Here is a 22,477-nt window from a genome sequence, read left to right as displayed (position 1 = left end):
TTGTTCGAACGCTACCGGGTGGGTTGATCTTTTATGAAAGTGGGGGCTCCCGGCGCCGGCCGAGCACCTCGTCGAGAGCACTGTTCTGCACCTGGTGCCCCTGGCCGCGCAGCAGCGCGTCGCGGATCTCGGTGAGCAGCTTGACCTCTTCGCTGGGGGCCTTCGGCGGCGGCTCCTCGCCGCGCTTGCGGCGCTCGGCCAGCTTGTTGAGGGGGAACACGACCAGGAAGTAGAGCACCGCGGCGGTCAGGAAGAAGGTGATGACAGCGTTGATGAACGCCGAGTAGTCGAAGACGACGCCTTCTTCCGGCGACCATGTGCCCTTGAGGGCGCCCGAGCCGCCGGTGATCCACTTGATCAGGGGCTCGAGGAAGGACTTGGTGAAGCCCGACACCACGGCCGTGAACGCGGCGCCGATGACGACGCCGACCGCCAGATCGACGACGTTGCCGCGCATGATGAAGTCTTTGAAGCCTTGGAACATCTTGCCCACGAGCACTCCTGCGGTCACCGGAAGGGGTCTTCGTCCGGCAGCAGGTGCCCACGGCCGGTCGGCGACAAACTACGCCGACCGGGCCAACCGGGGAAAGTCAATCGAGCGCGGGCTCCTGCGCCGTCACGGCCTCGTCGACCGTCGGGTAGGTGCGCAGCACTTCGACCAGACCACTGACCTCGAGGATGCGCAGCACGCCGCGCTGCGGCGCGGCCAGGCGGACGGTGCCGCCGGCGTCGTCGGTGCTGTTCTTGGCCCGGACGAAGACCGAGAGCCCGGTGGAGTCGCAGAACGAGACCTGGGCCAGGTCGAAGACCAGACGGGTGCGCCCCTTCTCCAGCAGGTCGCTGATCTGGTCCTGAAGCTGGGGCGCGGTGGCCATGTCCAGCTCACCCGCGACCGACACGACGACCATGTCGGCGCGCTGTTCCGTTTGTACCGTCAGAGACATTCAGGACCTCCAGATTATGAGCAGAACGGTACTCCAACCCCTGGGGGATGCGCAGAACCGGGGCGCGCCACAGCTTTATTTGGCTGACAGCAAGTATTAGTGCTTCCGGTGGTAGGGTCCGCGAGGTTGCACGCAAGACGGACGAACAGAGTCGGGAGACAGCAGTGGCGCTGACTGCGGAAGAGGCGGTTCGGTTCGCCGGACTGCTCGAGGACAACAGCGACGCCCTGGTGACGGCGTGGACCGATCGGGTGGCCACCACCCTGCGGGGCCGGCTGAGTCACGCCGAGCTGGGCCGACAGCATTCCGAGTTGCGCAAGGCCTTCCAGACGGCACTCTCCGGTGGCGCCCAGACCATCGGCGACGAGTCCGCGGCCGAGCTCCGGGCCCAGCTGAGCGACCTCTCGGCGAGCCGGGCCCGGCAGGGCTTCTCGGTGACCGAGACCGCGGTCAGCGTCTTCGCCTTCAAGGAGGCGGTGCTCGGCGTCGTCGACCAGAGCGGTGGCGGTGAGACAGCCCTCCGCGACTACCTGGCCCTGTCCGCCTTCGTCGACGAGGCGGCCCTGTTCACCTCCGACAGCTACGTACGCGTGCGCGAGGAGCTCATCGCCGACCAGGCCGAGCAGCTGCTCGAGCTCTCCACCCCGGTCGTCAAGCTCTGGGAGGGCGTCGTGGCGGTGCCGCTGGTCGGCACGCTCGACTCGGCCCGGGCCCAGGTGGTCATGGAGCGCCTGCTGCAGACGCTGGTCGACACCGGTTCGCCGTACGCGATCATCGACATCACCGGTGTGCCGGCGGTCGACACCCAGGTCGCCCAGCACGTGCTCAAGACCGTGGTGGCGGCTCGGCTGATGGGCGCCGACTGCATCATCTCCGGCATCCGGCCGCAGATCGCCCAGACGATCGTGGCGCTCGGCATCGAGTTCGGCGACATCGCCACCAAGGCGTCGCTGGCCGACGCGCTGCGCTACGTGCTGGGCAAGACCGGCCAGGCCAAGCGGCTGGGGCGCTGACGTGGAACGTGTTCCGGTCCTCAAGATCGGTGACATCCTCCTCGTCTCGATCCAGATCGACATGGAGGACCAGACCGCCCTGCAGTTGCAGGAGGACCTCGCCGACCGGATCGTCGCGACCGGCTGCCACGGCGTGATCATCGACATCAGCGCGCTGGACATCGTCGACTCCTTCGTCGGCCGCACGCTGGCCACCATCGCCTCGATCTCGCGGGTGCTCGACGCCGAGACCGTGGTCGTCGGCATGCGCCCGGCCGTGGCCATCACGCTGGTCGAGTTGGGGCTTCAACTGCCCGGCATCCGTACGGCGCTGAACGTCGAGCTCGGCATGGACCTGCTGGCCCGGGAGCGCGCCACCTCGAACTGGGTGCTCGACGATGACGACGCCGAGGACGAGGGCGAGCCCGAGACGCCCGCGGCAGCTGCATCGTGAACGATCAGGGTGGGCGGATCGACGTCACTTCCGACCAGGACGTCGTACGGGTGCGGCAGCTCGTGCGTACCCTCGCCGTGGCCGTGAAGCTCTCCCTCGTCGACCAGACCAAGCTCGTCACGGCGGCGAGTGAGCTGGCCCGCAACACCCTGGTCTACGGCGGGGGCGGCACGGTCGAGGTGAGCAGGGTCGACAACGGCCGGCGGCCCGGCATCCGGATAGTCTTCGCTGATCAAGGCCCCGGCATCGCCGACCTTGATCTGGCCTTCACCGACGGTTACACCACCGGCTCCGGCATGGGGCTCGGTCTCAGTGGCGCCCGCCGGCTGGTGGACGAGTTCGACATCGTGACCGCGCCCGGCGCGGGAACGAGCATTACCGTGACCAAGTGGTGCCGATGAGCGGAGGCGCGGTGGCGTCGATACCCGAGGGACTCCTCGACGGGGGAGCCTGGTTCCGGGTGGAGGCCGCCGCGACCGCTTCCGCTGTCCGGCGGACGGCCGAGCGCCTGGCGGTCGAGCTGGGCATGCCCGAGCGTAAGACGGCTGACCTTTCGATAGTCGCCGCCGAGGTGGCCGGAAATCTGGTCAAGCACGCCGATCAGGGCGTGCTGCTGCTGCGCACGGCCCGGGCCGAGGGTCAGGCCGGAGTCGAGATCGTCGCGATCGACAGCGGCCCCGGCATGGCCGATCTCGTTCGCTCGTTCGGTGACGGCCACTCGACCGCGGGCACGCTCGGCATCGGGCTCGGCTCCATCGTGCGCCAGTCCGACTGGTGCGACCTGCACTCCGTACCGGGTAAGGGCACCGTCCTGGCCGCCCAGGTCTGGCCCGACGGCCGGCCCGAGACCGCCTGGGCGTCGGGCGTGACCCGCCCGCTGACCGGCGAGCCGATCAGCGGCGACGCGTTCGCCGTCCGCGTCATCGAGGGTCGCCACCAGATCCTCATGTGCGACGGGCTCGGTCACGGCGGCCTCGCGGCCGCCGCCTCGCACGAGGCCGTCCGCGTCTTTCTCGAAACGCCCATTGACCAGCCGTCCGGTGTCGTCGAGGTGCTGCACCGCAAGCTGAATCACACCCGGGGCGCCGCCCTGGCCGTCGCCGAGCTCGACGCCGAGGCCGGTGTCGTCCGCTACTCGGGCCTGGGCAACATCTCCGGCACGATCTTCGCGGCCGGCGGCGCCCGCCGTGGCATGGTCTCGCTGCCCGGCATCGCCGGCCACCAGCGACGGCAGATCCGGCAGTACGACTACCCGCTGGAACCCGGCTCGGTCGTCGTCATGCACTCCGACGGCGTGGTCGACCGCTGGAACCCCGCGGACTACCCCGGCCTGCTCACGCACTCGCCGGTCGTGATCGCGGCGACTGTTCTCCGCGACGCCGGTGTGCGCCGCGACGACGCCGGCGTGATCGTGGCCCGGCTCCCATGACCGGCGGGCCCGAGCAGCTGATGAGGATCCGCCTGCGGGTGGCGCAGGACATCTTCGCGGTGCGCCAGCTCGGCCGGGAAGTGGCCCGCGAGGTCGGGCTCGAACAGCAGGACCAGACCCGGCTCGCCACCGCCCTGAGCGAGGTGAGCCGGGTGATGCTGACCGACGGTCGTGATGCCAGCGTGACGTTCACGTTCGACCTGGACGGGGTATCACCGTCGTTACGGGTGACAGTCGAAAATTCGGTTCCAGGCGGCGCCGCCAAACTGCGGCCCGAGTTGGCGCAGGCCGGACGCCTGGTGGACAAGATGGAGGTCACCGATGCGGAAAACGGTACGGTCGTATGGATGGCTCGACGGTTGCCGGCGAGTGCGCCGAGGCTGACCCCGGAACGGATGGACGAGATCCGCGCCGGGCTGGCCAAGCACGTCCCGGGTAGCCCTCTCGACGAGCTGAACGTGCAGAATCAGCAGCTCATCGCCGCCCTGGACGAGGTCCGGGCGCAACGTGACGACCTCGCCCGGCTCAACGCCGAGCTCGAGGAGACCAACCGCGGTGTGATGGCCCTGTACCACCAGCTCTCCGAGGAGCTGGAGGAGACCAACCGCGGCGTCGTCGCCCTCTACGCCGAACTCGATGAGAAATCGGTGCAGCTGGCCGCGGCCAGTGAGGCGAAAAGCCGGTTCCTGGCCAACGTCAGCCACGAGCTGCGCGCACCGGTCACCGCCATCATCGGGCTGGGCCGGCTGCTCGGCGACGAGGCCTCCGACGCGCTGACCGAGGAGCAGACCCGTCAGGTCGACCTGATCCGTGGCTCCGCCACCGACCTGCTCTCCCTCGTCAACGATCTGCTCGACCTGGCCAAGGCCGAGGCCGGCCGGGTCGAGGCGAGCATGGCCGACGTGGACCTCAAGGCCGTCTTCGGGCAGCTGAGGGGCACCCTGCGGCCGTTGGCGACCCGGCCCGAGGTCGATTTCGTGGTCGAGGAGCCGGCGGTGCCGTCGATCCGCACCGACGAGGTGCTGCTGGCCCGGGTGCTGCGCAACCTGCTCACCAACGCCCTGAAGTTCACCGAGGCCGGCGAGGTGCGGCTCAGCGTGCGCCGGATCGGCGACGACGCCGAGTTCACCGTGTCCGACACCGGCACCGGCATCCCGGCCGAACTGCACGAGCGGATCTTCGAGGAGTTCTACCAGGTGCCCGGCTCCAAGCCGATCAGCGGCAAAGGCACGGGCCTGGGTCTCCCGTACGCTCGGCGACTCGCCGGCATTCTGGGCGGCGCCCTGCGTGTCGCGTCGACACCCGGTGAGGGCAGCACCTTCACGCTGTGGCTGCCGATCTCATGAGCTCCACCGGCACCGCCACCGTCCTCGTCGTCGACGACAGCGCGACCAAGCGATATCTGCTGGTCAGCTGGCTGACCCGCGCCGGTTTCACGGTGCGGCAGGCCGAGACGGGCACCGAGGCGCTGCGGATGCTCCCGGGCTCGGGCGTCGACCTGGTGGTCCTGGACGTGAAGCTGCCCGACATGAGCGGTTTCGACGTCTGTGAACGGATCAAGACCGACGTCGAGTACGGCACGGTGCCGGTCATCCACGTGTCGGCCCACGCGGTCGACGTGGTCGATCGCACGCAGGGCCTCAACCGGGGCGCCGACGCCTATCTGGTGGAGCCGATCGAGCCCGACGAGCTGATCGCCACCGTGCACGCGGTGCTGCGCTACTACTCGGCCCGCCGGCGCGCCGAGACCCTGGCCACCCGGCTGGTGCGGCTGGCCGAGGCCACCCTCGAGATCAACTCGGCTCCGACGCTGGACGGTCTGCTGACCGCGGCCGCGGAGGGCGCTCTCGACATCTTCGGCGCCCCGGTCGTGGTGGTGGCCGAGACGGCCGACGGGGACACCCTGGCCGCCACGGGTGAGGCGGTGCGCCGGTGGTCACCCTCGGATCGTTCGGTTGCGGTCGGTTCCCTCGTACGCCGGGAGGAGCCGTCGGACTGGGATCTGGTGGAGTGGCCCGCGGGCGACACGGTGGCGGTGGCCGCCGCGCGTCTGCGGGCCGATCGCCCACCGGTCTTCGTGGCGGTGCCGAGCAGTTCACAGACGCCCGGCTTCCCGGTGCTGCGGCAGCTTTCCCAGGCGGTGGCGGCGGCGGTCGAGGCCCAGCGGTCGTACGACGAGGAGCACCGGATCGCGGTCACCCTCCAGCGCAGCCTGCTCCAGTCCCGGCTGCCCGAGGTGCCGGGCCTGGAACTGGCCATGCGGTACGAGCCGGCGGGCGCGCAAACCGAGGTCGGCGGCGACTTCTACGAGCTGACCATGCTCGAGGGCCGGCTGCTGGTGGCGATCGGCGACGTGGCCGGCCACTCGCTGCACGCGGCGACGGTCATGGCCGAGGTCCGGCACGCGGTGCGGGCGTACGCGGTCGAGGGCCACCCGCCGGGGAAGGTCCTCAGCCTGGTCAACCGCTTCATGCGCACGGTCCTGCCGGCCGAGTCGGCCACCATCTGCCTGCTCACCCTGGACCCGGCGACCGGCAGCGTACGGCTGGCCAGCGCCGGACACCTGCCACCGCTGTTGCACACCCCGGACGGCGGAGCCCGTTACTTGGAGCCCCGCGGCCCGCTGCTCGGCATCAACGCCCCCCGCCCGGACGATCTGGAGTTCGTCCTGCCCCTGGGCGGCACGCTGGTGCTGTACACCGACGGCCTGGTCGAACGCCGCGACGCGGACATCGACGTGGGCCTGGCCGCCCTGGCCGAGGCAGCCTCAACAATCGAGCCCGACCTGGACGACTTCGGCCGCCGCCTGCTGACCCAACTGGGCGGCACCGGCCAACAGGCCGACGACATCGCCGTCGTCGCCCTACGCCGCCGGTAACAGCCCCGAATCCACTCCGCCATGCACGGCGTCAACAGCTCGATGTGCTCCTCCGTGCCCACGTTCCCGCTCGCACGAGAGCTTCTCAGCACCTCGTGAGCAAACGCCGAGATGGCCAACTGGGGCGGATCGAGCGCAAGAGCGGCCGGGCATGGTCAGAAGCGGGCGTGGACTATACGAGCAATCTCCGCTGGATAATCCCCATGCTGCGCTCGAGACTGGTCATCACCGTCATGCAGAGCTTGCCGTCGATCTGACTCCCGATCCCGTCTGTCCAAGACTTCTTGCGCTTCGACGACACCGTTTCGAACAGCAGCCTTCAGGATTAGATAGTTCAAGAACAAGCCTACGAGCCCTAGAACTAACGCAACCACGACCATCTTGGCGGCCTCTCCCTCTGTCCATGTCACCGGAGCACTTGGCAGCTCGCCGTGTCGTTCGGTCCTGCGGTCACGGACCTTAGTGGTGTAGATGACTTACCGTCCGCACTGCCGGTAATCCCTAGCCTCAGGTCCGAATCCCCGGCGGCCCACCACACCGGTTCCGGGAGCGCCCCTGGACCGGACAGAGTTGTGGCCGGGCCGCCGCCGGTCGATCTACTCTCGCCCCTGCCATCGGCGCAGCCATGACCACGGCTGGAGTACGAGGAGGCCGATCAGGCAGGCGCCGAGCCCCAAAGCGGCGAACCCGGCCGTCTGCTTCCAGGTCGAGTCGTCAGTCAGTTGGTAGATCTCGGTCGCGCTGCCGGTGTCGCGAGCCGTAATGACGTCGCCGGCCTTCGCCCCGTCCGGCAGCCCTCCGGCCAACTCCATGTCCGTACGCACGTCCTTGCCGTCGTCGCTCGTGAAGTCGCCGAACCACCCGCATCGCTGTCGCGGTGGTTCCCACCGATCACAGGACATCGGCTCCACGAGCGTGAACGTCCCGCTACGGCCTTCGCCGTGGGCCGCCCGCACGGCGGGTACGAGCATCACCAGGCTGCCGACGCCCATGACGCCTCCGATGACCACCCAGAAGACGGCTATCACGCGGAGTCCGATCAGATGCTTGGCGCGCTTCGCGGGCACACCCCGACGCTATCCCAGGGTTCACCGGGGCGACGTTGCGCTTCTCACGTGCCTTGGCGGGATTCGGCGAAGCGCGGCGCGGTCAAATTCTCTGACCTCATCAGGGAACACCGTCGGGGGTCAGCACAATGGGCAAGCCGGAAATCGCGCCGTACATCGCCGGAGTCGTGGGGATCGTGGCGATCGTCAAACTGGTCATTCTGTTCCTGCAGGCGATTCAGGCCGTGTCGTAGAACTCCACCCTCTTCTCCCTCTCTCGGTGGTCCTTCTCCACCCGGTGCCGTCCGTAGCGTCCGTGGCATGACCGAGGACATGGACCGCCGGCCCGCTGTCCGGGCCGCGAACTATCTGATCACCGGGGACAAGCGGGGCAGCCGGGGTACGCGCCTGGCCGCGACCCTTGTGGACCGGGCGCTGGAGAAGGAGGGTGGCAAGGTGACCGGCAAGCTCGTCGCCGCGATCGTCGTGGTTCTCGTGGTGGTGGGCCTGGCTTTCGTCGCCTACCGTCTGCTCATGGTGGAGATCGTCCTCGACCTTGTGCGGGACCGCGCTTGACGTTGCTGCGCCGGGCCGCGGTTCTCATTCGCGCCGACGACCCGGAGACGGGGTGGATCGTCCGGGTCGCGCTCAGCGCCCTGCTGATCTGGGCACTGATCGGGCAGGCGACGGCCCCGCTCATCGCCGCTCTCGTCTGCTGGTTCGGCTTCGTGGCCACCGATCATCGGTGGCCCCGGCTGGCCCGAGTTTCGCTGGCCGTGGCCGCGCTTCTTCCGGCCGCGGTGGTCGGCGACGCGGACGATGGCTCGGCGCAGCTTTTCCTTTTCGCCGCCCTTTTCATCTTTGTGATGCTGCCGAGGACTCCTCTCCGGGCCGTCCTCGGTCTCACCGCCGCCGTTCTGGCCGTCATGTCGCTGAACATCCGCGGCAGCGCCATGCTGGCCCAGGCCGCGGTGATCGTCATCGTGGTCCTGTTCAGCCTGCATCGCCGGGAGCACCGTCTTCGTACCGAGGAACGCGCTCGCACCCACGAGGCACAGGCTCGCGCCGCCGCTCTGGACGAGCGTGCCCGCATCGCCCGTGAACTTCACGATGTGCTCGCTCATTCGCTGGGCGCTCTCGCCGTACAGCTGGAAGTCGCCGAGGCCGAGTTGACGGAGAAGCGTGACCTGACCGCCGCCGCCACCCGCGTCCGAAGGGCCCGCAAGCTGGCCCGGGACGGCCTGACGGAGGCACGGTCCGCGGTGGCGGCCCTTCGGGCCGACGTTCCTCCGCTGCCAAGGGCGCTGGCCGATCTAGCTGCGGCGCATCGCGCCGACCACGGGGTTCAGATCTCTTTGCGTACGCGGGGAAGCGCGCACACTCTCAACCCGGCGGCTGAGGTGGCCCTCGTGCGGACCGCGCGCGAGGCCTTCACGAATGCCGCCAGACACGCCCCGGGAGCCGACGTCACCGTTTCGCTCGAATACACAAATTCCGCCGTACGGCTCATCATCGCCAACAAGTGCGATGGGGCTGATTCCGGCGGCGGTTACGGCCTCGTCGGCGCCCGGGAGCGACTGGCCCTGGCCGGTGGCACCCTGGAGGCCGGCGCTGCCGACGGGATGTGGCGCGTTGTCGCGGAGGTTCCGGCATGACCTTGCGAATCGTGGTGGCCGACGATCAGCAGCTCGTCCGGGAGGGTTTGACCGCGCTGCTCGATCTCGTCGACGGCGTGACGGTGGTCGGCGCCGCCGCCGACGGCGCGCAGGCCCTGGAGCTGGTCGACGAGCATGACCCGGACGTCGTACTGATGGACCTGCGCATGCCCGTCCTCGACGGCATCACCGCGACCGCCCGCATCCGTGACCGCCATCCCCACGTCGCCGTGGTCGTGCTGACCACCTACGCCGACGACGAGTCGATCGCCGGCGCGCTCGCCGCCGGAGCCCGCGGCTATCTGACCAAGGACGCCGGGCGCGCCGAGATCGGCTTGGCGCTGCGGGCGGCCGCGACCGGGCATTCCCTGCTCGATCCCGTCGTCGCCGCCCGCATTGCCCAGACATTTGCCGGTACGCCGGTATCAGCACCGCCGCAGCTTCCGGACGGCCTGACTCGGCGCGAGGCGGAAGTGCTCGGCCGGATCGCGCGGGGCCGCACGAACGCGGAGATCGCGGCCGAGCTGTACATCGCCGAGGCCACCGTCAAGACCCACATCAACAACGCCTTCGCGAAGATCGGCGCCCGGAACCGGGCCGAAGCCGCGACCTACGCGGCCCGGCGCCGGCTGCCCTAGAAAGTTGTCGTACCCACCCCCTAGCTTGTCCGCCATGGCAACCGCAGCGGCGTACTCATACCTCGGCTCCTCGGCGCTGGACCCCTCCGGGCTGGCCCTGCAGACGTCCGGCGGCCCGGCGGCGCATCCGCGCTTCTTCACCGGGTTCCTGGCCGATCCCGGCGCCGCCGCGGCCGGCCTGCTCGCGGTGGCCGAGGTCGCCCGTACCCGCTATTTCCGGCCGGTCAGCCCGGCCAGCCTCGACCCGGTGGTGACCGCCGGCAGCGATCGCCTGCGCTTCGAGTCGTTCTCCGGCTGCTGCGGTGTCTACGCGCGACTCGACGTCCTGCCGCCCGGCATCGACGGCGAGATCGTCGCCCACGGCACCACCAATGTGGACGTCAACCCGCCCTTGCAACGCGCGCTGAGCCGGGTCGGCCGCGCCGATCCCATGCACCTCGCCGTCGGCCCCGACGAGCTGACCGTGACGACGTTCGACGGTCCCGTCGTCGAGCGCAAGGTGCCGTTGCCCGCACGCTGGCTGCGCGGCTTCGCCGAGGCGCAGGTGCTCACCGCCCGGTTCGACCCGCGCGCCGAGCTCAGCGCCGTCGACGCCCGCGCCCTGCTCAGCCGGTTCTCGTCCGGCGACCGGTCGGTGCTCTGGGCGGTGCCCGCCGGCCGTTCGCTGCGGGTCACCTCGCGGCCCACCCCCGGCGCGGTCTGCCTGCCCGGCGCCGGCCGCCTGGCCGCGCTCAAGCCCTTCCTGCGGCATGCCACCGCGCTGCGGGTCTACGGTCCGCCGGTCGCCGCCGGCAGCGGTCCGGTCGCCAGCACGTGGGAGCTGAGCACCCCGTCGCAGCGCCTGTCGGTGACCCTCTCGCCCGAGCCCTATCGGGGCTTCTCCGGTGAGGGCGCGGTGCTCGAGTCGCTGACCAGCGACGAGGCGGCCGACGACGCCGATCTGATCAGCGCTCTGCTCTCCTGGGACCCGGCGATCGACGTGGACGCGCTGGCCGTCGCGGCCGGCCTGACCGCCGCCCGCGTCCGCGACGCCCTGACCCAGCTCGGCACGGCCGGCCGGGTCGGCTACGACGTGGCCGAGGCCGGTTACTTTCATCGCACGCTGCCCTACTCGGCCGACGCCGTGGCCGACATGAACCCCCGCCTGGCCGGCGCGCGAGCCTTGGCCACCGCGGGCGCGGTGACCGTCGAGGGCGAGGCCGCGGCGGTTCGCAGCGGTGACGAGCTTTATCACGTACGCGATGACGGCTCCTGCACTTGCTGGTGGTGGGCGAAACATCGCGGCGAGCGGGGCCCGTGCAAGCACGCGCTCGCCGTCCGTCTGGTCCGCTCCGGCGTCACCGCCGAGGTGCACGCATGAGCCTCGAGTGGAAAGTGCTGGAGCGCCGCGCCCGGAACGGTGACACCCTCGGCGTCACCACCCTGCTGATCAGGGCCACCGAGGAGGAACGTCTGGCGTTCGCCTCCGAGGTCGAGGCCCACATCAAGGCGCTGAGTCCGATGGACTGGTGGCACTCCGCCACCGACCCGGCCGGCGGCTTCGCCCTGGCCGTGTTCGGCACGATGCCGACGGCACCTCGCGCGGCCCGGCTGCTCCTGCGCCGCGACATCCGCGACAAGTGGGAACGGATTCCGCTCCCACGCCTGCTCGAAATTCTCCGCGCCCGTGAGCTGCCCTGGCTGGGCGACCTGGCCACCCGCCTGGCCGCCAAGCTGACCACCGACGACACGTGGACGGGTGGCTGGAAACTCGTGTCCACCCTGCTGGCCGAGTCGGGAGCCACCCCACCGGCGACCGAGGCCGTGGTCCGCTGCTGGCTCGACGAGATGCTCCGCAGCCCGTGGGAGCATCCGCCGGTGGCGCCGCTCGACAAATTCCGTACCACGCCGCACCTCGACCTTCTCCTGCCGTCCCTGTTCGAGATCGACGGCCTGGGCGCCGAACTCACCCGCGGTACGTTGGACCCGGCCACGAACAGCTGGATCGAAGAGCCGGTCTTCCCCGCTGTCGTCGCCCGACTGGTCGCCGAGGGTCGCCTCGACCGCAAGCAGATCCTGACCGCCACCATCGACCGCTTGGTCCGCGGCGACCGCCCCACCTGGCTGCGCCCCTTCGTGATGCTTCATGAGGCGCTCGCCCCCACGGTCGACGAAGCGGCCACCCACGCCCTCGACTACGCCCGCCTGCTGCCCGACGCTCCGTCCACGGTGGCCGGTGCCGCCCAGCGCGCCCTCCGCTCGGTCGACGAGGCCGGCCTGCTCGACCTCGAAACCGTGCTGGACCTCAGCGACGCCACCCTGCTCCGCAAGGAGAAGGTCCTCGTCAAAGCTCAGCTGGCCTGGCTCGACCAGGCAGCCCGGCGCGACCCGGCCCGCGCCGCCGAGGTCCTCGAGACGATCGCTGTCGCCTTCGACCATCCCGCCCTCGACATCCAGGAACGCGCCCTCACACTGATCGGCCGGCACCTCAAGCGCCTGACCCCGGCCGGCACGCTCGACGAGGCGACCCTGGGCCGCCTGGCCGACCTGGCGAGCGACCTCGGCGGCGGCCTGGCCGCCCGGGCCGCCGAGCTTTTCGGTACGGAGCCGCCCGCCCCCGTACCCGCGGTCACCGAACTTCCGCCGCCACCCCCAGTTGCCGAGATGCCCCCGCCGATCACGTCGGCGACCGAACTGGCCACCGAGGTCGCGGCCCTGCTGCACGATGAGACCGCCGTCCGCTGGGAACGCATCCTGGCCGGCCTGATCACCCTGAACGCCGCCGGCGAGACCGCCGCCCTGGCCGCCGTGCTCACGCCGCTGCTCGACCGCCACGCCGAGCACTTCACCGACGACCAGTGGCAACCACGACCACGCATGGCCGTTCTGGCCGCCACGATCCGCCGCCTGACCGACCCCACCTTCGACGACCAGCCCGCAAAGGGCCGCCTGCATCGTCTGGTGGCCACCGTCGACGCCCCTTGGCAGATCGGCGAACCCGTCCTGTCCGAGCCACCCGACCGCCTGCTCTCACTGCGGATGGCCGAGATCTATTCGCGCATTCACCGCTCACCAGTGCCCGAGTTGCTCGCCACACCGACCTTGGCCAACGGCAGCCTCGACGCCACCGTCCTGGCCGCCCGCCTCCGCCGGGCCGAGGCCGCCGGCCGAGAGCCCTGGCCGCTCGACCTCGAACAGGCCCTCCTGCGCCTACCGCGCGACAGCGACCCCGCGGTGGCCGCCGGCCTGACCTCCCCCGCCGGCCGCAAATTGGCCGAGTGGCTGACCGCCGGCGGCCTGGCCGACCCGCTGAGCGCCCGCATCGAACAGGCAGCCGGCTCGAACGCCAACTTCTACGCCGGCGGCAAGCCCCCACCCTCGCCATCGGCGATCGCCCGCCTGGCCGTCAACCTGACCCCCACCCGCGCCCCGCTGCTGCGAGTGGAGGACCAACTGGTCACCCTCCAACGCCGCGACGTCAAACACGTCTACGCCTACGACCGGATCGCCAACGGCAGCATCCTCACCGCCGCCCTCCCCCACCATCGCGAGGTCCTGGCCGCCTGGGCCCTCCCCGACCTGGCCGCCTCAGCCGACGAGGACCAGCGGGGCGCCGGCTCCCTACTCCCCCTACTGGCCGAGTGCAACGGCCCGATAGGCCCCGCCACCACCCTCACCTTGGCGTACGGCCTGTCCGCCCGCCACGAGTCCGACCGCGTGGCCGCCGTCGACGCCTTCCTGGCCTTGGCCGCCCGCCCTTCCACCGAAGCAGACAAGCCCTCGCCATCCCCTTACCGCCACAGCTCCGACAAGCCCGCGACAGCCGGCGCAAGTTCCGTGCCCTTCTCCGCGGCGATCGGCCAAGCCCTCGGTGACCTGGGCGCGCTGGGCCTGATCAAGCTCAACCGCGTCGTACCCGCACTGGCCGACGCCCACCGGGCCGGCGCCTCCACCGCCGTCTGGGAGCTCCTGGCCGCGGCGCTTCCGCTTCTCCTCACCCCCGCGCCTCGCGGCCTCCCCGACCTGTTGGAGCTGGCGACCCAGGTAGCCACGACAATCGACGTACGGACCGAGATCCCGCCGCTGACCGAGTTCGCCGCCCAAAAGGGCGGTTCACGCCTCGTGAAGGAGGCGAAGCGTCTGCACTCCGTGCTGACCCGCTGACCCGCTGACCCGCTGACCCGCTGGCCCGCTGGCCCCGCACCATTCGGCCGTCACCGCCTCATTCCCTTCGTCCGGCTCGGCTTCATCGCGTTCGCCCAACCCCCTTCGTCCCGCCGGCCGTGCGGCGCGGCCACCAAGGGCCGCGCCTCGGAAATGCCTCCGGAGCGTGACAGGGTGCTGCCCCGGCCGGGTGCCCGCGCGAACGCCAGTAGGGTCGGTCGGCATGAAGTTGCGTGAGGACGAAGTGCGGATCACCGCTCCCGACTGTGAGATCCGGTCCAAGGTGATCAGGCCGCTGGGTGAGGAACCGCTGCCCGGAGTGGTGCTGTACACCGACATCTTCCAGCTCACCGAGTCGACGCTGCGGACAGCGCGGCGGCTCGCCTCAGCCGGGTTCGTCGTGTGTGTGCCGGAGATCTATCCGCGCGGCGACGTCGCCGGGGTCGCGCTGGAGTTCGACGACGCGGGAAAGCGGGCGGGCCTGGCCGCGGCCGCCGAGACGACGACCGCGCAGTTCGACTCCGACCGCGAGGCGGTCCTCGACTTCCTCGAGAACCGGGACGACGTCACCACTCTCTCGGTCGTCGGATTCTGCCTCGGCGGCCACCTGGCTTTCCGAGCCGCCTTCGACCCCCGGGTGTCATCGACCGTCTGCTTCTACCCGACCGGCCTGCAGAACGGCTCCCTCGGCGCCGACGACCCCGGATCCCTGGCCCGCGCCGCCGACATCCACGGCCGGCTGATGGTCATCTTCGGATCCCAGGACCCACACGTCCCGGCCGACGCCCGCCTCCAGGTGATCTCCGCCCTCTACGCCGCAGGCCTGGAAGACCTGGAGCTTCACGTGTACGCCGGCGGCGAGCACGCTTTCATGCGTGACATCGGCCCTCGCCACGACCCGGTCCTCACCGACTTGGCCCTCTACGAGGGAATCTCGTTCCTGACCCGCCGGTGACGATTCCCAACCGCTCCACCCCACCCGCCGACAAGTGAGTGATGCGGCCAGCCGCACCATCACCGCCCAGCCCGCCCCGCAGAACACCACCGCTCACGCGGCCCGCCGAAACAGCACTGCTCAACCCGCGCCGCAGAATCACCACTGCTCAACCCGCGCCGCAGAATCACCACTGCTCAACCTGCCCAGCCGAATCACCACCGCTCACCAAAACCGCCGAATCACCACCGCTTAACCCAGCCCGCCGAATCACCACCGCTTATCCCAACCCGCCGAATCGCCACCGCTTATCCCAACCCGCCGAGGAGCTCCCGCCTTGTCCCACCCGCCGCAGCAACCATGGCAGGAGCCCCCGGCCGAACAACCCAACCCCCACCCCTCCCAATCCACGCCCGACACGCCCGGCCAGCAATCTCCGCCCTCGAACGCCGTCTGGCAGCAGCCCTCGGCCCCGACCGAGCAGCAGCCCCAGCCCTCATCAGCGCCACACCTCCACGCGACACCAGAACAGCAGTCCCAACCCCCAACAGCACCGAACCCTTACGCAACGTCAGCGCAGCAACCCTCACCAGCGCCCGAGCAACAGACCGCGTCGGGCCAACCGTCACCGCCGGCGCCCGGACAGCAGCACGACCCCAACGCCTACTGGCAGCAGCCGCCCTCCGGACAGCAACCGACGACGGTTCACCAGCCGCAGGACCCGAATGCCTACTGGCAAAGGCCTCAAGACCCGGGCTCCTACAGCCCACCGCGGCCCGGCACCGATCAGCCGCCCGCGCCGGAGCTCCACCAACAGCCCAGCGGCCACGAACCATCACCACCACCAGCGGCCTACCCACCACCCAGCGGCAACCAGCCGCCACCGCCGACGGCCTACCAGTCCCCAAGCGGCAACCAGCCGCCACCGCCAACGGGCCATCAGCCGCCCGGCGCGTACCCGTCGGCTTCGACCCACGGTTACCAAGAGCCCGGCGGCTACCCGCCCGCAGCGGAGAGCTATCCGCAATCCGGTGTCTACCCATCGCCCGGGCACCCGCAGCCTGACTCGACCGGCGGCCCGGGACAGATCCCGGGCTACTACCAGCCGCAGGGCTACCCCTACTACCCCGGCGCTGCAACACCGCCCGCTCAGCCGTCGCGGCCGATGATCACCGGGTGGGTGGCTCTCGCGGCGGGCGTTGCGGCTGTTCTCGGCTCGCTGCTGCCGTGGGCGAAGATCAGCGCACCCATCCTGGGCACGATCAGCGTGTCCGGGAACGACGGGGCCGACGGGTGGATCACGCTGGTTCTCGGCGTGGTTCTGGCGGCCAGCGCCGGTCTGCGGATTCGTGGGCCTCAGCTGCCCGGCCTGGCCTCGATCGTCACCAACGTCGTTGCCATCGGCAGCGCCCTGGCCCTTCTCATCATCGGGGCGTGGAAGATCGTTGACCTGCGGTCGACCGAGAACGAACTGCGCGACACTCTGTCCGCCGGACCCGACGACCCGTTCGGTATCGGCAGCGCCTTCAGCAGCGCCGTCCAAGTACATCTCGGAGCCGGCCTGACGCTGATCACCGCCGCCGGCCTCGTCGGCACGATCGCCATGGTGCTCATGGTTCTACGCCGCAAGGCGGCATAGGCACCGCACGGCGGAGCGGCATAGAGCGCCCGCAGGCGGCGCGGCGCAAGGCGGGGGCGGGCGACGTGGCGTAAGCGCATTGAGCGGCGCGGGGCGGGCAGCTTGCGCATGGCGACGCGGGGCGGGCAGCTTGCGCATGGCGATGCGGAGAGCACAAGGCGGAAGGCGCGAGCAGGCGCGTAGGGCGCCGCTCGCGCACGCCAGGCGGAGTACGCAGACGGAGCGGCGCGTGGCCAGCACGGGACACAGCCAGCGCGCGGCAGGGGGCAGGGCGCACCGGGTGCGAGGCGCAGGGTGAAGGACGCGAGGGCGTAAGGCGGCGAAGGACGCGAGGGCGTAAGGCGGCGAAGGCGCAAGGCGAAGGGCGTAAGGCGCAACGCGCAAGGCGAAGGGCGCAACGCGCAAGGCGAAGGGCGCAAGGGGCGTAAGGCGGCGCGAGGGCGCAAGGGCGCAAGGCGAAGGGCGCGAGGGCGCAAGGGCGCAGGGGCGCAAGGGCGCAAGGGCGCAAGGGCGCAAGGGCGCAAGGGCGCAAGGGCGCAAGGGCGCAGGGGCGTAAGGCAGCGCGGAGTACGCAAGGCGGGGTGGGGCGCGCAGCCGACGCAGGGCGTGGCGTGGAGTGCGCAAGGCGATAACGCAGCGCAATCACGCAAGCGGTTCGGGGCCGCGCGAGGCGGTGCAGGGATGGCTTTTGGTTCTAAGTCGTCGGCTGCAGGCGTCGCGGCGGTCGAGTAACGGTCGGCCGCCGGAGGGCGTACAAAGCAGTGCCAGGCGTGTAGAGGGGCGTGCCCTGCGCGTGCCTCCGTTATGCGGTGTAAAGGCGGAACCTGGCGTTCAACCGCCGTCCACCCGGATTCTTGGTGGGGGCGGATAGGCTCGGCGCCATGCGCCGTACCGCAGGGATCGTTGTTCTTGTCGCACTGACTACCGCTGTCGCGGCACCCGCGCACGCCTCCGGGAAGCCGGCGGATGAGTCGCGGCGTGAGATTGCCGCGATCGTCGAGACGCCGGCCCTGTTCGATGACGAGGCCGGTGGGGATGCCGACGCCGACGATCCCGCGATCTGGGTCAACCGGGCCGACCGGTCGCGCAGCCGGGTGATCGGCACCGCCAAGAACGGTGGGCTGCGGGTCTATGACCTGGCCGGCCGGGAGGTTCAGTCGATTCTGCCGCCCGAGGGTGGGCGGTTCAACAACGTCGATCTGATCAGCGGTTTCGGTCCGCAGAAGTACGATTTGGCCGTTGTGACCGACCGTGGACTGGACCAGCTGCGCATCTACCGCATCGAGCGGCGCAGCGGCCACCTCACCGACGTCACCGCCGACAACGCCCCGCTGCTCTTCTCGCGCGACCAGGCCGAGGTGGAGACCCAGGCGACCGGCTACGGCCTGGCCACCTACGACCGGTACGCCGTGGTCAGCCGCCGCCACAGCACCCGCCTCGGCATTTTCCGGCTCGAGGAGCAGCGCGGCGGCCGCATCGGCTACCGCGTGACCGACACCCTCGACCTGCCGAAGCAGTTCGCGCTTCCCAACGGCGCCACCTGGTCGCCCTGCCTCGAGCCGGGCGAGGACCCGCAGGTGGAGGGCATGGTCGTCGACGCCGAGGCCGGTGTTCTCTACGCCGCCCAGGAGGATGTCGCTCTGTGGCGCATCCCGCTCGACCGTGACCGTTTCGCCGGCGTTCCGCGGGTGGTCGAGAAGGTCGCCGAGTTCGGCGCCCCGGGCACGTACGACCCGGAGACCGAGGAGTGCACGCTCGGCACGAGCCGGTTCGGTGGCCGGATCGCCGCCGATGTCGAGGGCACGACGATCTACCCCACCGGCAAGAAGAGCGGTTACCTGGTCGTCTCCAGCCAGGGCGACAGCAAGTTCTATGTGTACGACCGCCGCACCAACCGCCCGGTGACGAGCTTCTCGGTCGTCGACGGCAAGCGGATCGACGGTGTGCAGCATTCTGACGGCGCCGCCGCAACCGCCGAGCCGCTGCCCGGCTACCCGAACGGGCTGCTGGTGCTGCACGACGGCGAGAACACTCCGGATGGCGGCCGGGTCAGCACCGATTTCAAGTACGTGGACTGGCGCGCCCTCAAGCTGCGCTAGCAGCCCCGAGGTGGGTGGCGATCTCCCGGTAGTCGAGCTGGCAGATTCCCGTAGCACCGGCGCGCCACTGGCTCGGGCCGTGACGAGCGAACAGTTCCCGTGCGTCCAGCAGGTCGAGCCGCGATCCCGCTGGTGGTCCGCAGGTCCGGCGCGTCGACAGGCGGCAGGGCGTGCGCTGCTCCTGACCCGGGCTGCGCGACGCCCGGGTCCTTCACTCGTAGCGACCCGGTAACCCAATGACATCGACCGATACAGCAGACGTTCAGGATCGGCGGTACGCTGCGGTTCCTAGTCGTCGGTCACCGTTCGTACGTCGGCCACGGTCCGGACATCGGCGGCGCTCATCGTGACTGCATGCGAGTCGCTCTGGTCACGGAGTCGTTCCTCCCCGACGTGAACGGGGTCGCCAATTCGGTGGTGCGCACGGCCGAACACCTGCTGCGCCGCGGACACGACCCCCTGGTGATCGCACCGCAGCCGCCGCCCGCGGTCCGCGATGTGCCGGTCACCGTCCCGTACCCCGTGGTGCGGATACCTTCCCTGCCGATGCCCGGCTATCCCCAGATCAGGCTCGGGCTGCCCACACCCACCCTCACCGCGGCCCTGCGCTCCCACGGCACCCAGGTCGTCCACCTGGCCAGCCCGTTCGTGCTCGGCGCCTGGGGCATGGCCGCCGCCCGCACCCTCAAACTGCCCACTGTCGCCGTCTATCAGACGGACGTGGCCGCCTACGCCCGCGCCTACAAGGTCGGCATGACCGAGGGCGCCGCCTGGCGCTGGATCCGCACTGTGCACAACCTCGCATCCCGCACCTTGGTGCCGTCGACCGAGTCGGCCGCCGCCCTGACCACCCACGGCGTCGAGCGGGTGCACCTGTGGCGCCGCGGCGTCGACGACGTCCTGTTCCACCCGGGCCGCCGCAGCTCCGGCCTGCGCCGCGCCCTGGCCCCGAACGGCGAGGTCGTCGTCGGTTTCGTCGGCCGCCTGGCCGTGGAGAAGCAGATCGACCTGCTCGCGGACGTGAGCCGCCTCCCCGGCGTACGCCTGGTGATCGTCGGGGACGGCCCGGCCTCGCCGCAGTTGCGCAAGGCGCTTCCGGCCGCGCTTTTCCTGGGTGTACGCCGTGGCGCCCAGCTGGCGCGCCTCTACGCCAGCTTCGACGTCTTCGCGCACACCGGCCCCTACGAAACCTTCGGCCAGGCGGTGCAGGAAGCCATGGCGAGCGGTTTGCCGGTAGTCGCGCCAAATGCCGGCGGTCCCGTCGACCTCGTGCACCACGGCCGGACCGGTTACCTGGTTCCCCCTTTCCAATCCCAGGGCTTCACCGACGCCGTACGGGCGTTAGCCGCCGACCCGGCCAAGCGCGCCGCCTTCGGCACGGCCGCACGGCATGCCATCGAGGGTCGAAGTTGGTACGCCGTGGGCGAGGAACTTCTGGGCCACTATGACGCCGCACGCACCCTGGGCCTGTTCCACCGCAGGACCCCCGTGGCCGCCTGACAGCAGCCTCACAGCCGGGCATGAAATCTTCTTCCACACGCACAGAACCGGAAGGTCATTCACCGAGTGAGAATTGTCCGGGTTGCCAACTTCGTCATGCCCCGTTCCGGCGGCCTGCGCACCGCTTTGCGCCATCTGGGCGCCGGCTACCGCGCCGCCGGCCACGACCCGGTCCTGATCATCCCCGGCCCCGGCTACTCCGACGAGGACACCGAGCAGGGCCGCGTGATCACCTTGCCGGGCCCGCTGGTCCCGCGCATGGGCGGCTACCGCCTCCTGCTCGACCGGTCGCGCCTCAGCTCGACGTTGAAGGCACTACGCCCCGACCGGCTCGAGGTCTCGGACCGCACCACGTTGCGCTGGCTGGGCCGCTGGGCGAAACGCCACGACGTACCGTCCATGATGGTCTCCCACGAGTCTCTGGCCGGCCTGCTGCGCTTGTTCGGTCCCGCCCCCGCCCGCCGCGTGGGCGACATGTTGAACGCGAGGTCGGCCGCCGACCACGACCAGATCGTGTGCACCACAGGCTGGGCGGCCACGGAGTTCGAACGACTTGGCACGACCAACCTCACCCGGGTCCCTTTGGGCGTCGACCTGGACCGCTTCACCCCCGCCAACCACAACCCGGAGCTGCGCTCCCGCTGGTCGGCCCGCGACGACGTCCTGCTGCTGCACTGCGGTCGGCTCTCCCCCGAGAAGAAGCCCCGCCGCTCCTTGGAGGCTTTGCACCATCTCCGCCAGGCCGGCGTACCCGCAGTCCTCCTGGTCGCCGGCACCGGCCCACTGCGTTCCGCCTTGCAATCCGAGGCAGCCGACCGCTCCCTACCCGTCCGCTTCCTTGGTCACATAACAGACCAGCAGGAATTGGCCGCCCTACTAGCCACAGTGGACGCAGCGATCGCACCAGGCCCCATCGAGACTTTCGGCTTGGCCGCCCTAGAAACCTTGGCCAGCGGAACCCCAGTAGTAGTCAGCTCCGAAAGCGCCCTACCGGAAGTCATCGGCCCACCCAGCCCCGCCGGCCAGGCAGCTCCAGGCGAGGGCCCCGCATACGCCGAGGCCCTACAACATCTCTTGTCCTTACCCGAGCCCACTCGCCGCCAGGCCGCCCGCACCCAAGCCGAACACTTCCCTTGGCAGACCTCGGTAGACGGCTTCCTCAAGGCCCACCGCGTCCCCCTACCCTCAACCAACCCCACCCCATAGACAGACAACTCCCAAGGCCTCGCTGCTGGGCACGCGCCGCCACACCGCCACGGAATCCCGCAGCTCGCCCGCCCAGCCGTCAACGGCCAAATCCCCGCCCGAACAACGCGATCAGACCCCACTCGACCAGCAGCCCCCAACGGCCCAGGTCCCCGAAACCGACAGCCCCAGACATACGGTCGAGGGCAGAGGTTCGCCACCGATCCGCGGACGTCGAGACCGCCGCAGACATTGCGGCCGCTGCGGACGTCGGGCGCCGCGGACGTCAGGCGCTGTGGACGTCAGGCGCTGCGGACGTCAACCGTTGCGGACGTCGCGGGCCTCACCGGCGTTGCGGAGGTAACCGGCCGTGTCACCCTGACAGGCGGTACGGACCTGACCGGTGGTGTGACCGTACCGACGGTACGGACGTCGCCAACGTGCCGGGCGCCGCCGGCGTGCCGCGCGTCGCGGACGGAAGCGGACCGTACTCGCGGCCGACGTGAGCGGTTTCAGACTGGCACTGAGCAACGGGATCGGCAACGAATGGAAAGCAGCGGCCGACCAACTGAGCGACTTTTCTCCGCGGATACCGAAAGCGGCGAGCCAGACACCCCGACTCTGTGTGGGTAGAGGTAGACGTCCGGTTTTGCTTATCGCGGATTGCGCACTGAATGGCAGAGTTCCAGCCCCGAGCCGACTTCTGGGTTCTTATCGACCATGCCACCCCACGATCACAAGCCGCCCAGCCCACACCGGCCCGCCGCGCCTTGCCCACCCACCCAAGCCTACGGCCCGCCGGAGTCACGTCTGCCCGGTGTTGTTCTTCGGAGCGTGACTGTCTTTGCCTGGGGTGACCGGATACCCGGCAAGGTCGGGGGAAGAGGGTGACCACTCGAGGCATAAAACGCTTCCCAGTCAGCCCGAGTGGTTACCCTCTT

Annotated in this window: 19 protein-coding genes; 16 read left to right on the top strand and 3 right to left on the bottom strand. The window is 70.2% G+C overall.

Annotation, left to right across the window (positions count from 1 at the left end; genetic code table 11):
* Positions 1 to 31 precede the first annotated feature (31 nt).
* Entirely contained in the window at positions 32 to 484 is a 453-nt protein-coding gene (gene mscL / locus AB0C26_RS45910) for a large conductance mechanosensitive channel protein MscL (RefSeq protein WP_360261600.1), read from the bottom strand.
* 106 nt (positions 485 to 590) lie between these two features.
* Entirely contained in the window at positions 591 to 944 is a 354-nt protein-coding gene (locus AB0C26_RS45905; RefSeq protein WP_097327808.1) for an STAS domain-containing protein, read from the bottom strand.
* A 164-nt stretch (positions 945 to 1,108) separates the two neighbouring features.
* On the opposite strand from AB0C26_RS45905, the gene AB0C26_RS45900 reads away from it, so the two are divergent.
* Genes AB0C26_RS45900 through AB0C26_RS45875 form a run of 6 tightly spaced genes read left to right on the top strand, consistent with a single transcriptional unit; the run spans position 1,109 to position 6,697 of the window.
* Positions 1,109 to 1,957, top strand: a complete 849-nt coding sequence (locus AB0C26_RS45900; RefSeq protein WP_360261553.1) for an STAS domain-containing protein — start codon at positions 1,109 to 1,111, stop codon at positions 1,955 to 1,957.
* Between the two features lies 1 nt (position 1,958).
* The gene (locus AB0C26_RS45895) at positions 1,959 to 2,390 is read left to right on the top strand and encodes an STAS domain-containing protein (RefSeq protein WP_360261550.1); all 432 of its coding nucleotides are present in this window, start codon (positions 1,959 to 1,961) and stop codon (positions 2,388 to 2,390) included.
* A complete protein-coding gene (locus AB0C26_RS45890) occupies positions 2,387 to 2,791 on the top strand; it encodes an anti-sigma regulatory factor (protein ID WP_360261547.1) in 405 nt (134 codons plus the stop codon). The genes AB0C26_RS45895 and AB0C26_RS45890 overlap by 4 nt, the downstream gene beginning before the upstream one ends.
* Positions 2,788 to 3,819 (top strand): SpoIIE family protein phosphatase, encoded by a 1,032-nt coding sequence (locus AB0C26_RS45885; protein WP_360261598.1) that lies wholly within the window; start codon positions 2,788 to 2,790, stop codon positions 3,817 to 3,819. Before AB0C26_RS45890 ends, AB0C26_RS45885 begins: the two co-directional genes overlap by 4 nt.
* Complete coding sequence (locus AB0C26_RS45880; RefSeq protein WP_360261544.1) at positions 3,816 to 5,165, top strand: sensor histidine kinase; 1,350 nt, start codon at positions 3,816 to 3,818, stop codon at positions 5,163 to 5,165. Before AB0C26_RS45885 ends, AB0C26_RS45880 begins: the two co-directional genes overlap by 4 nt.
* Positions 5,162 to 6,697 (top strand): SpoIIE family protein phosphatase, encoded by a 1,536-nt coding sequence (locus AB0C26_RS45875; RefSeq protein ID WP_360261595.1) that lies wholly within the window; start codon positions 5,162 to 5,164, stop codon positions 6,695 to 6,697. Before AB0C26_RS45880 ends, AB0C26_RS45875 begins: the two co-directional genes overlap by 4 nt.
* 596 nt (positions 6,698 to 7,293) lie before the next feature.
* Here AB0C26_RS45875 and AB0C26_RS45870 read toward each other — a convergent pair.
* The gene (locus AB0C26_RS45870) at positions 7,294 to 7,764 is read right to left on the bottom strand and encodes a hypothetical protein (RefSeq protein ID WP_360261541.1); all 471 of its coding nucleotides are present in this window, start codon (positions 7,762 to 7,764) and stop codon (positions 7,294 to 7,296) included.
* A 300-nt stretch (positions 7,765 to 8,064) separates the two neighbouring features.
* On the opposite strand from AB0C26_RS45870, the gene AB0C26_RS45865 reads away from it, so the two are divergent.
* The 10 genes from AB0C26_RS45865 to AB0C26_RS45820 all read left to right on the top strand — a co-directional run bounded on the left by AB0C26_RS45865 (position 8,065) and on the right by AB0C26_RS45820 (position 21,557).
* Complete coding sequence (locus tag AB0C26_RS45865) at positions 8,065 to 8,319, top strand: hypothetical protein (RefSeq protein WP_360261538.1); 255 nt, start codon at positions 8,065 to 8,067, stop codon at positions 8,317 to 8,319.
* Positions 8,316 to 9,398: a histidine kinase gene (locus AB0C26_RS45860; RefSeq protein ID WP_360261537.1), complete on the top strand. Its 1,083-nt coding sequence runs from the start codon at positions 8,316 to 8,318 to the stop codon at positions 9,396 to 9,398. Before AB0C26_RS45865 ends, AB0C26_RS45860 begins: the two co-directional genes overlap by 4 nt.
* Positions 9,395 to 10,036, top strand: a complete 642-nt coding sequence (locus tag AB0C26_RS45855) for a response regulator transcription factor (RefSeq protein WP_360261535.1) — start codon at positions 9,395 to 9,397, stop codon at positions 10,034 to 10,036. The genes AB0C26_RS45860 and AB0C26_RS45855 overlap by 4 nt, the downstream gene beginning before the upstream one ends.
* 34 nt (positions 10,037 to 10,070) lie before the next feature.
* On the top strand, positions 10,071 to 11,396 hold the full coding sequence (locus tag AB0C26_RS45850) for an SWIM zinc finger family protein (RefSeq protein WP_360261533.1): 1,326 nt from the start codon (positions 10,071 to 10,073) through the stop codon (positions 11,394 to 11,396).
* Positions 11,393 to 14,179, top strand: coding sequence for a DUF6493 family protein (locus AB0C26_RS45845; RefSeq protein ID WP_360261530.1), 2,787 nt, complete (start codon positions 11,393 to 11,395; stop codon positions 14,177 to 14,179). The genes AB0C26_RS45850 and AB0C26_RS45845 overlap by 4 nt, the downstream gene beginning before the upstream one ends.
* A gap of 223 nt (positions 14,180 to 14,402) precedes the next feature.
* Positions 14,403 to 15,134, top strand: a complete 732-nt coding sequence (locus tag AB0C26_RS45840) for a dienelactone hydrolase family protein (protein ID WP_360261528.1) — start codon at positions 14,403 to 14,405, stop codon at positions 15,132 to 15,134.
* A 1,159-nt stretch (positions 15,135 to 16,293) separates the two neighbouring features.
* Complete coding sequence (locus AB0C26_RS45835) at positions 16,294 to 16,752, top strand: hypothetical protein (RefSeq protein ID WP_360261526.1); 459 nt, start codon at positions 16,294 to 16,296, stop codon at positions 16,750 to 16,752.
* An 881-nt stretch (positions 16,753 to 17,633) separates the two neighbouring features.
* Complete coding sequence (locus tag AB0C26_RS45830; protein ID WP_360261523.1) at positions 17,634 to 18,851, top strand: phytase; 1,218 nt, start codon at positions 17,634 to 17,636, stop codon at positions 18,849 to 18,851.
* 354 nt (positions 18,852 to 19,205) lie between these two features.
* Positions 19,206 to 20,351 (top strand): glycosyltransferase family 1 protein, encoded by a 1,146-nt coding sequence (locus AB0C26_RS45825; RefSeq protein ID WP_360261521.1) that lies wholly within the window; start codon positions 19,206 to 19,208, stop codon positions 20,349 to 20,351.
* Positions 20,352 to 20,417: 66 nt separating this feature from the next.
* Complete coding sequence (locus AB0C26_RS45820) at positions 20,418 to 21,557, top strand: glycosyltransferase (protein WP_360261518.1); 1,140 nt, start codon at positions 20,418 to 20,420, stop codon at positions 21,555 to 21,557.
* The last annotated feature ends 920 nt before the right edge of the window (positions 21,558 to 22,477 follow it).

The sequence above is a fragment of the Actinoplanes sp. NPDC048796 genome (assembly GCF_040650035.1).
Taxonomy (GTDB): domain Bacteria; phylum Actinomycetota; class Actinomycetes; order Mycobacteriales; family Micromonosporaceae; genus Actinoplanes.
This window is presented reverse-complemented; position numbering and strand designations above follow the sequence as displayed.

What these genes read in the sequence shown, in the direction of transcription:
- AB0C26_RS45830 (WP_360261523.1), top strand. Translation starts at nt 17,634, where the DNA reads ATGCGCCGTACCGCAGGGATCGTTGTTCTTGTCGCACTGACTACCGCT.
- AB0C26_RS45880 (WP_360261544.1), top strand. Translation starts at nt 3,816, where the DNA reads ATGACCGGCGGGCCCGAGCAGCTGATGAGGATCCGCCTGCGGGTGGCG.
- AB0C26_RS45840 (WP_360261528.1), top strand. Translation starts at nt 14,403, where the DNA reads ATGAAGTTGCGTGAGGACGAAGTGCGGATCACCGCTCCCGACTGTGAG.
- AB0C26_RS45850 (WP_360261533.1), top strand. Translation starts at nt 10,071, where the DNA reads ATGGCAACCGCAGCGGCGTACTCATACCTCGGCTCCTCGGCGCTGGAC.
- AB0C26_RS45825 (WP_360261521.1), top strand. Translation starts at nt 19,206, where the DNA reads ATGCGAGTCGCTCTGGTCACGGAGTCGTTCCTCCCCGACGTGAACGGG.
- AB0C26_RS45885 (WP_360261598.1), top strand. Translation starts at nt 2,788, where the DNA reads ATGAGCGGAGGCGCGGTGGCGTCGATACCCGAGGGACTCCTCGACGGG.
- AB0C26_RS45855 (WP_360261535.1), top strand. Translation starts at nt 9,395, where the DNA reads ATGACCTTGCGAATCGTGGTGGCCGACGATCAGCAGCTCGTCCGGGAG.
- AB0C26_RS45865 (WP_360261538.1), top strand. Translation starts at nt 8,065, where the DNA reads ATGACCGAGGACATGGACCGCCGGCCCGCTGTCCGGGCCGCGAACTAT.
- AB0C26_RS45875 (WP_360261595.1), top strand. Translation starts at nt 5,162, where the DNA reads ATGAGCTCCACCGGCACCGCCACCGTCCTCGTCGTCGACGACAGCGCG.
- AB0C26_RS45905 (WP_097327808.1), bottom strand. Translation starts at nt 944, where the DNA reads ATGTCTCTGACGGTACAAACGGAACAGCGCGCCGACATGGTCGTCGTG.
- mscL (WP_360261600.1), bottom strand. Translation starts at nt 484, where the DNA reads ATGTTCCAAGGCTTCAAAGACTTCATCATGCGCGGCAACGTCGTCGAT.
- AB0C26_RS45845 (WP_360261530.1), top strand. Translation starts at nt 11,393, where the DNA reads ATGAGCCTCGAGTGGAAAGTGCTGGAGCGCCGCGCCCGGAACGGTGAC.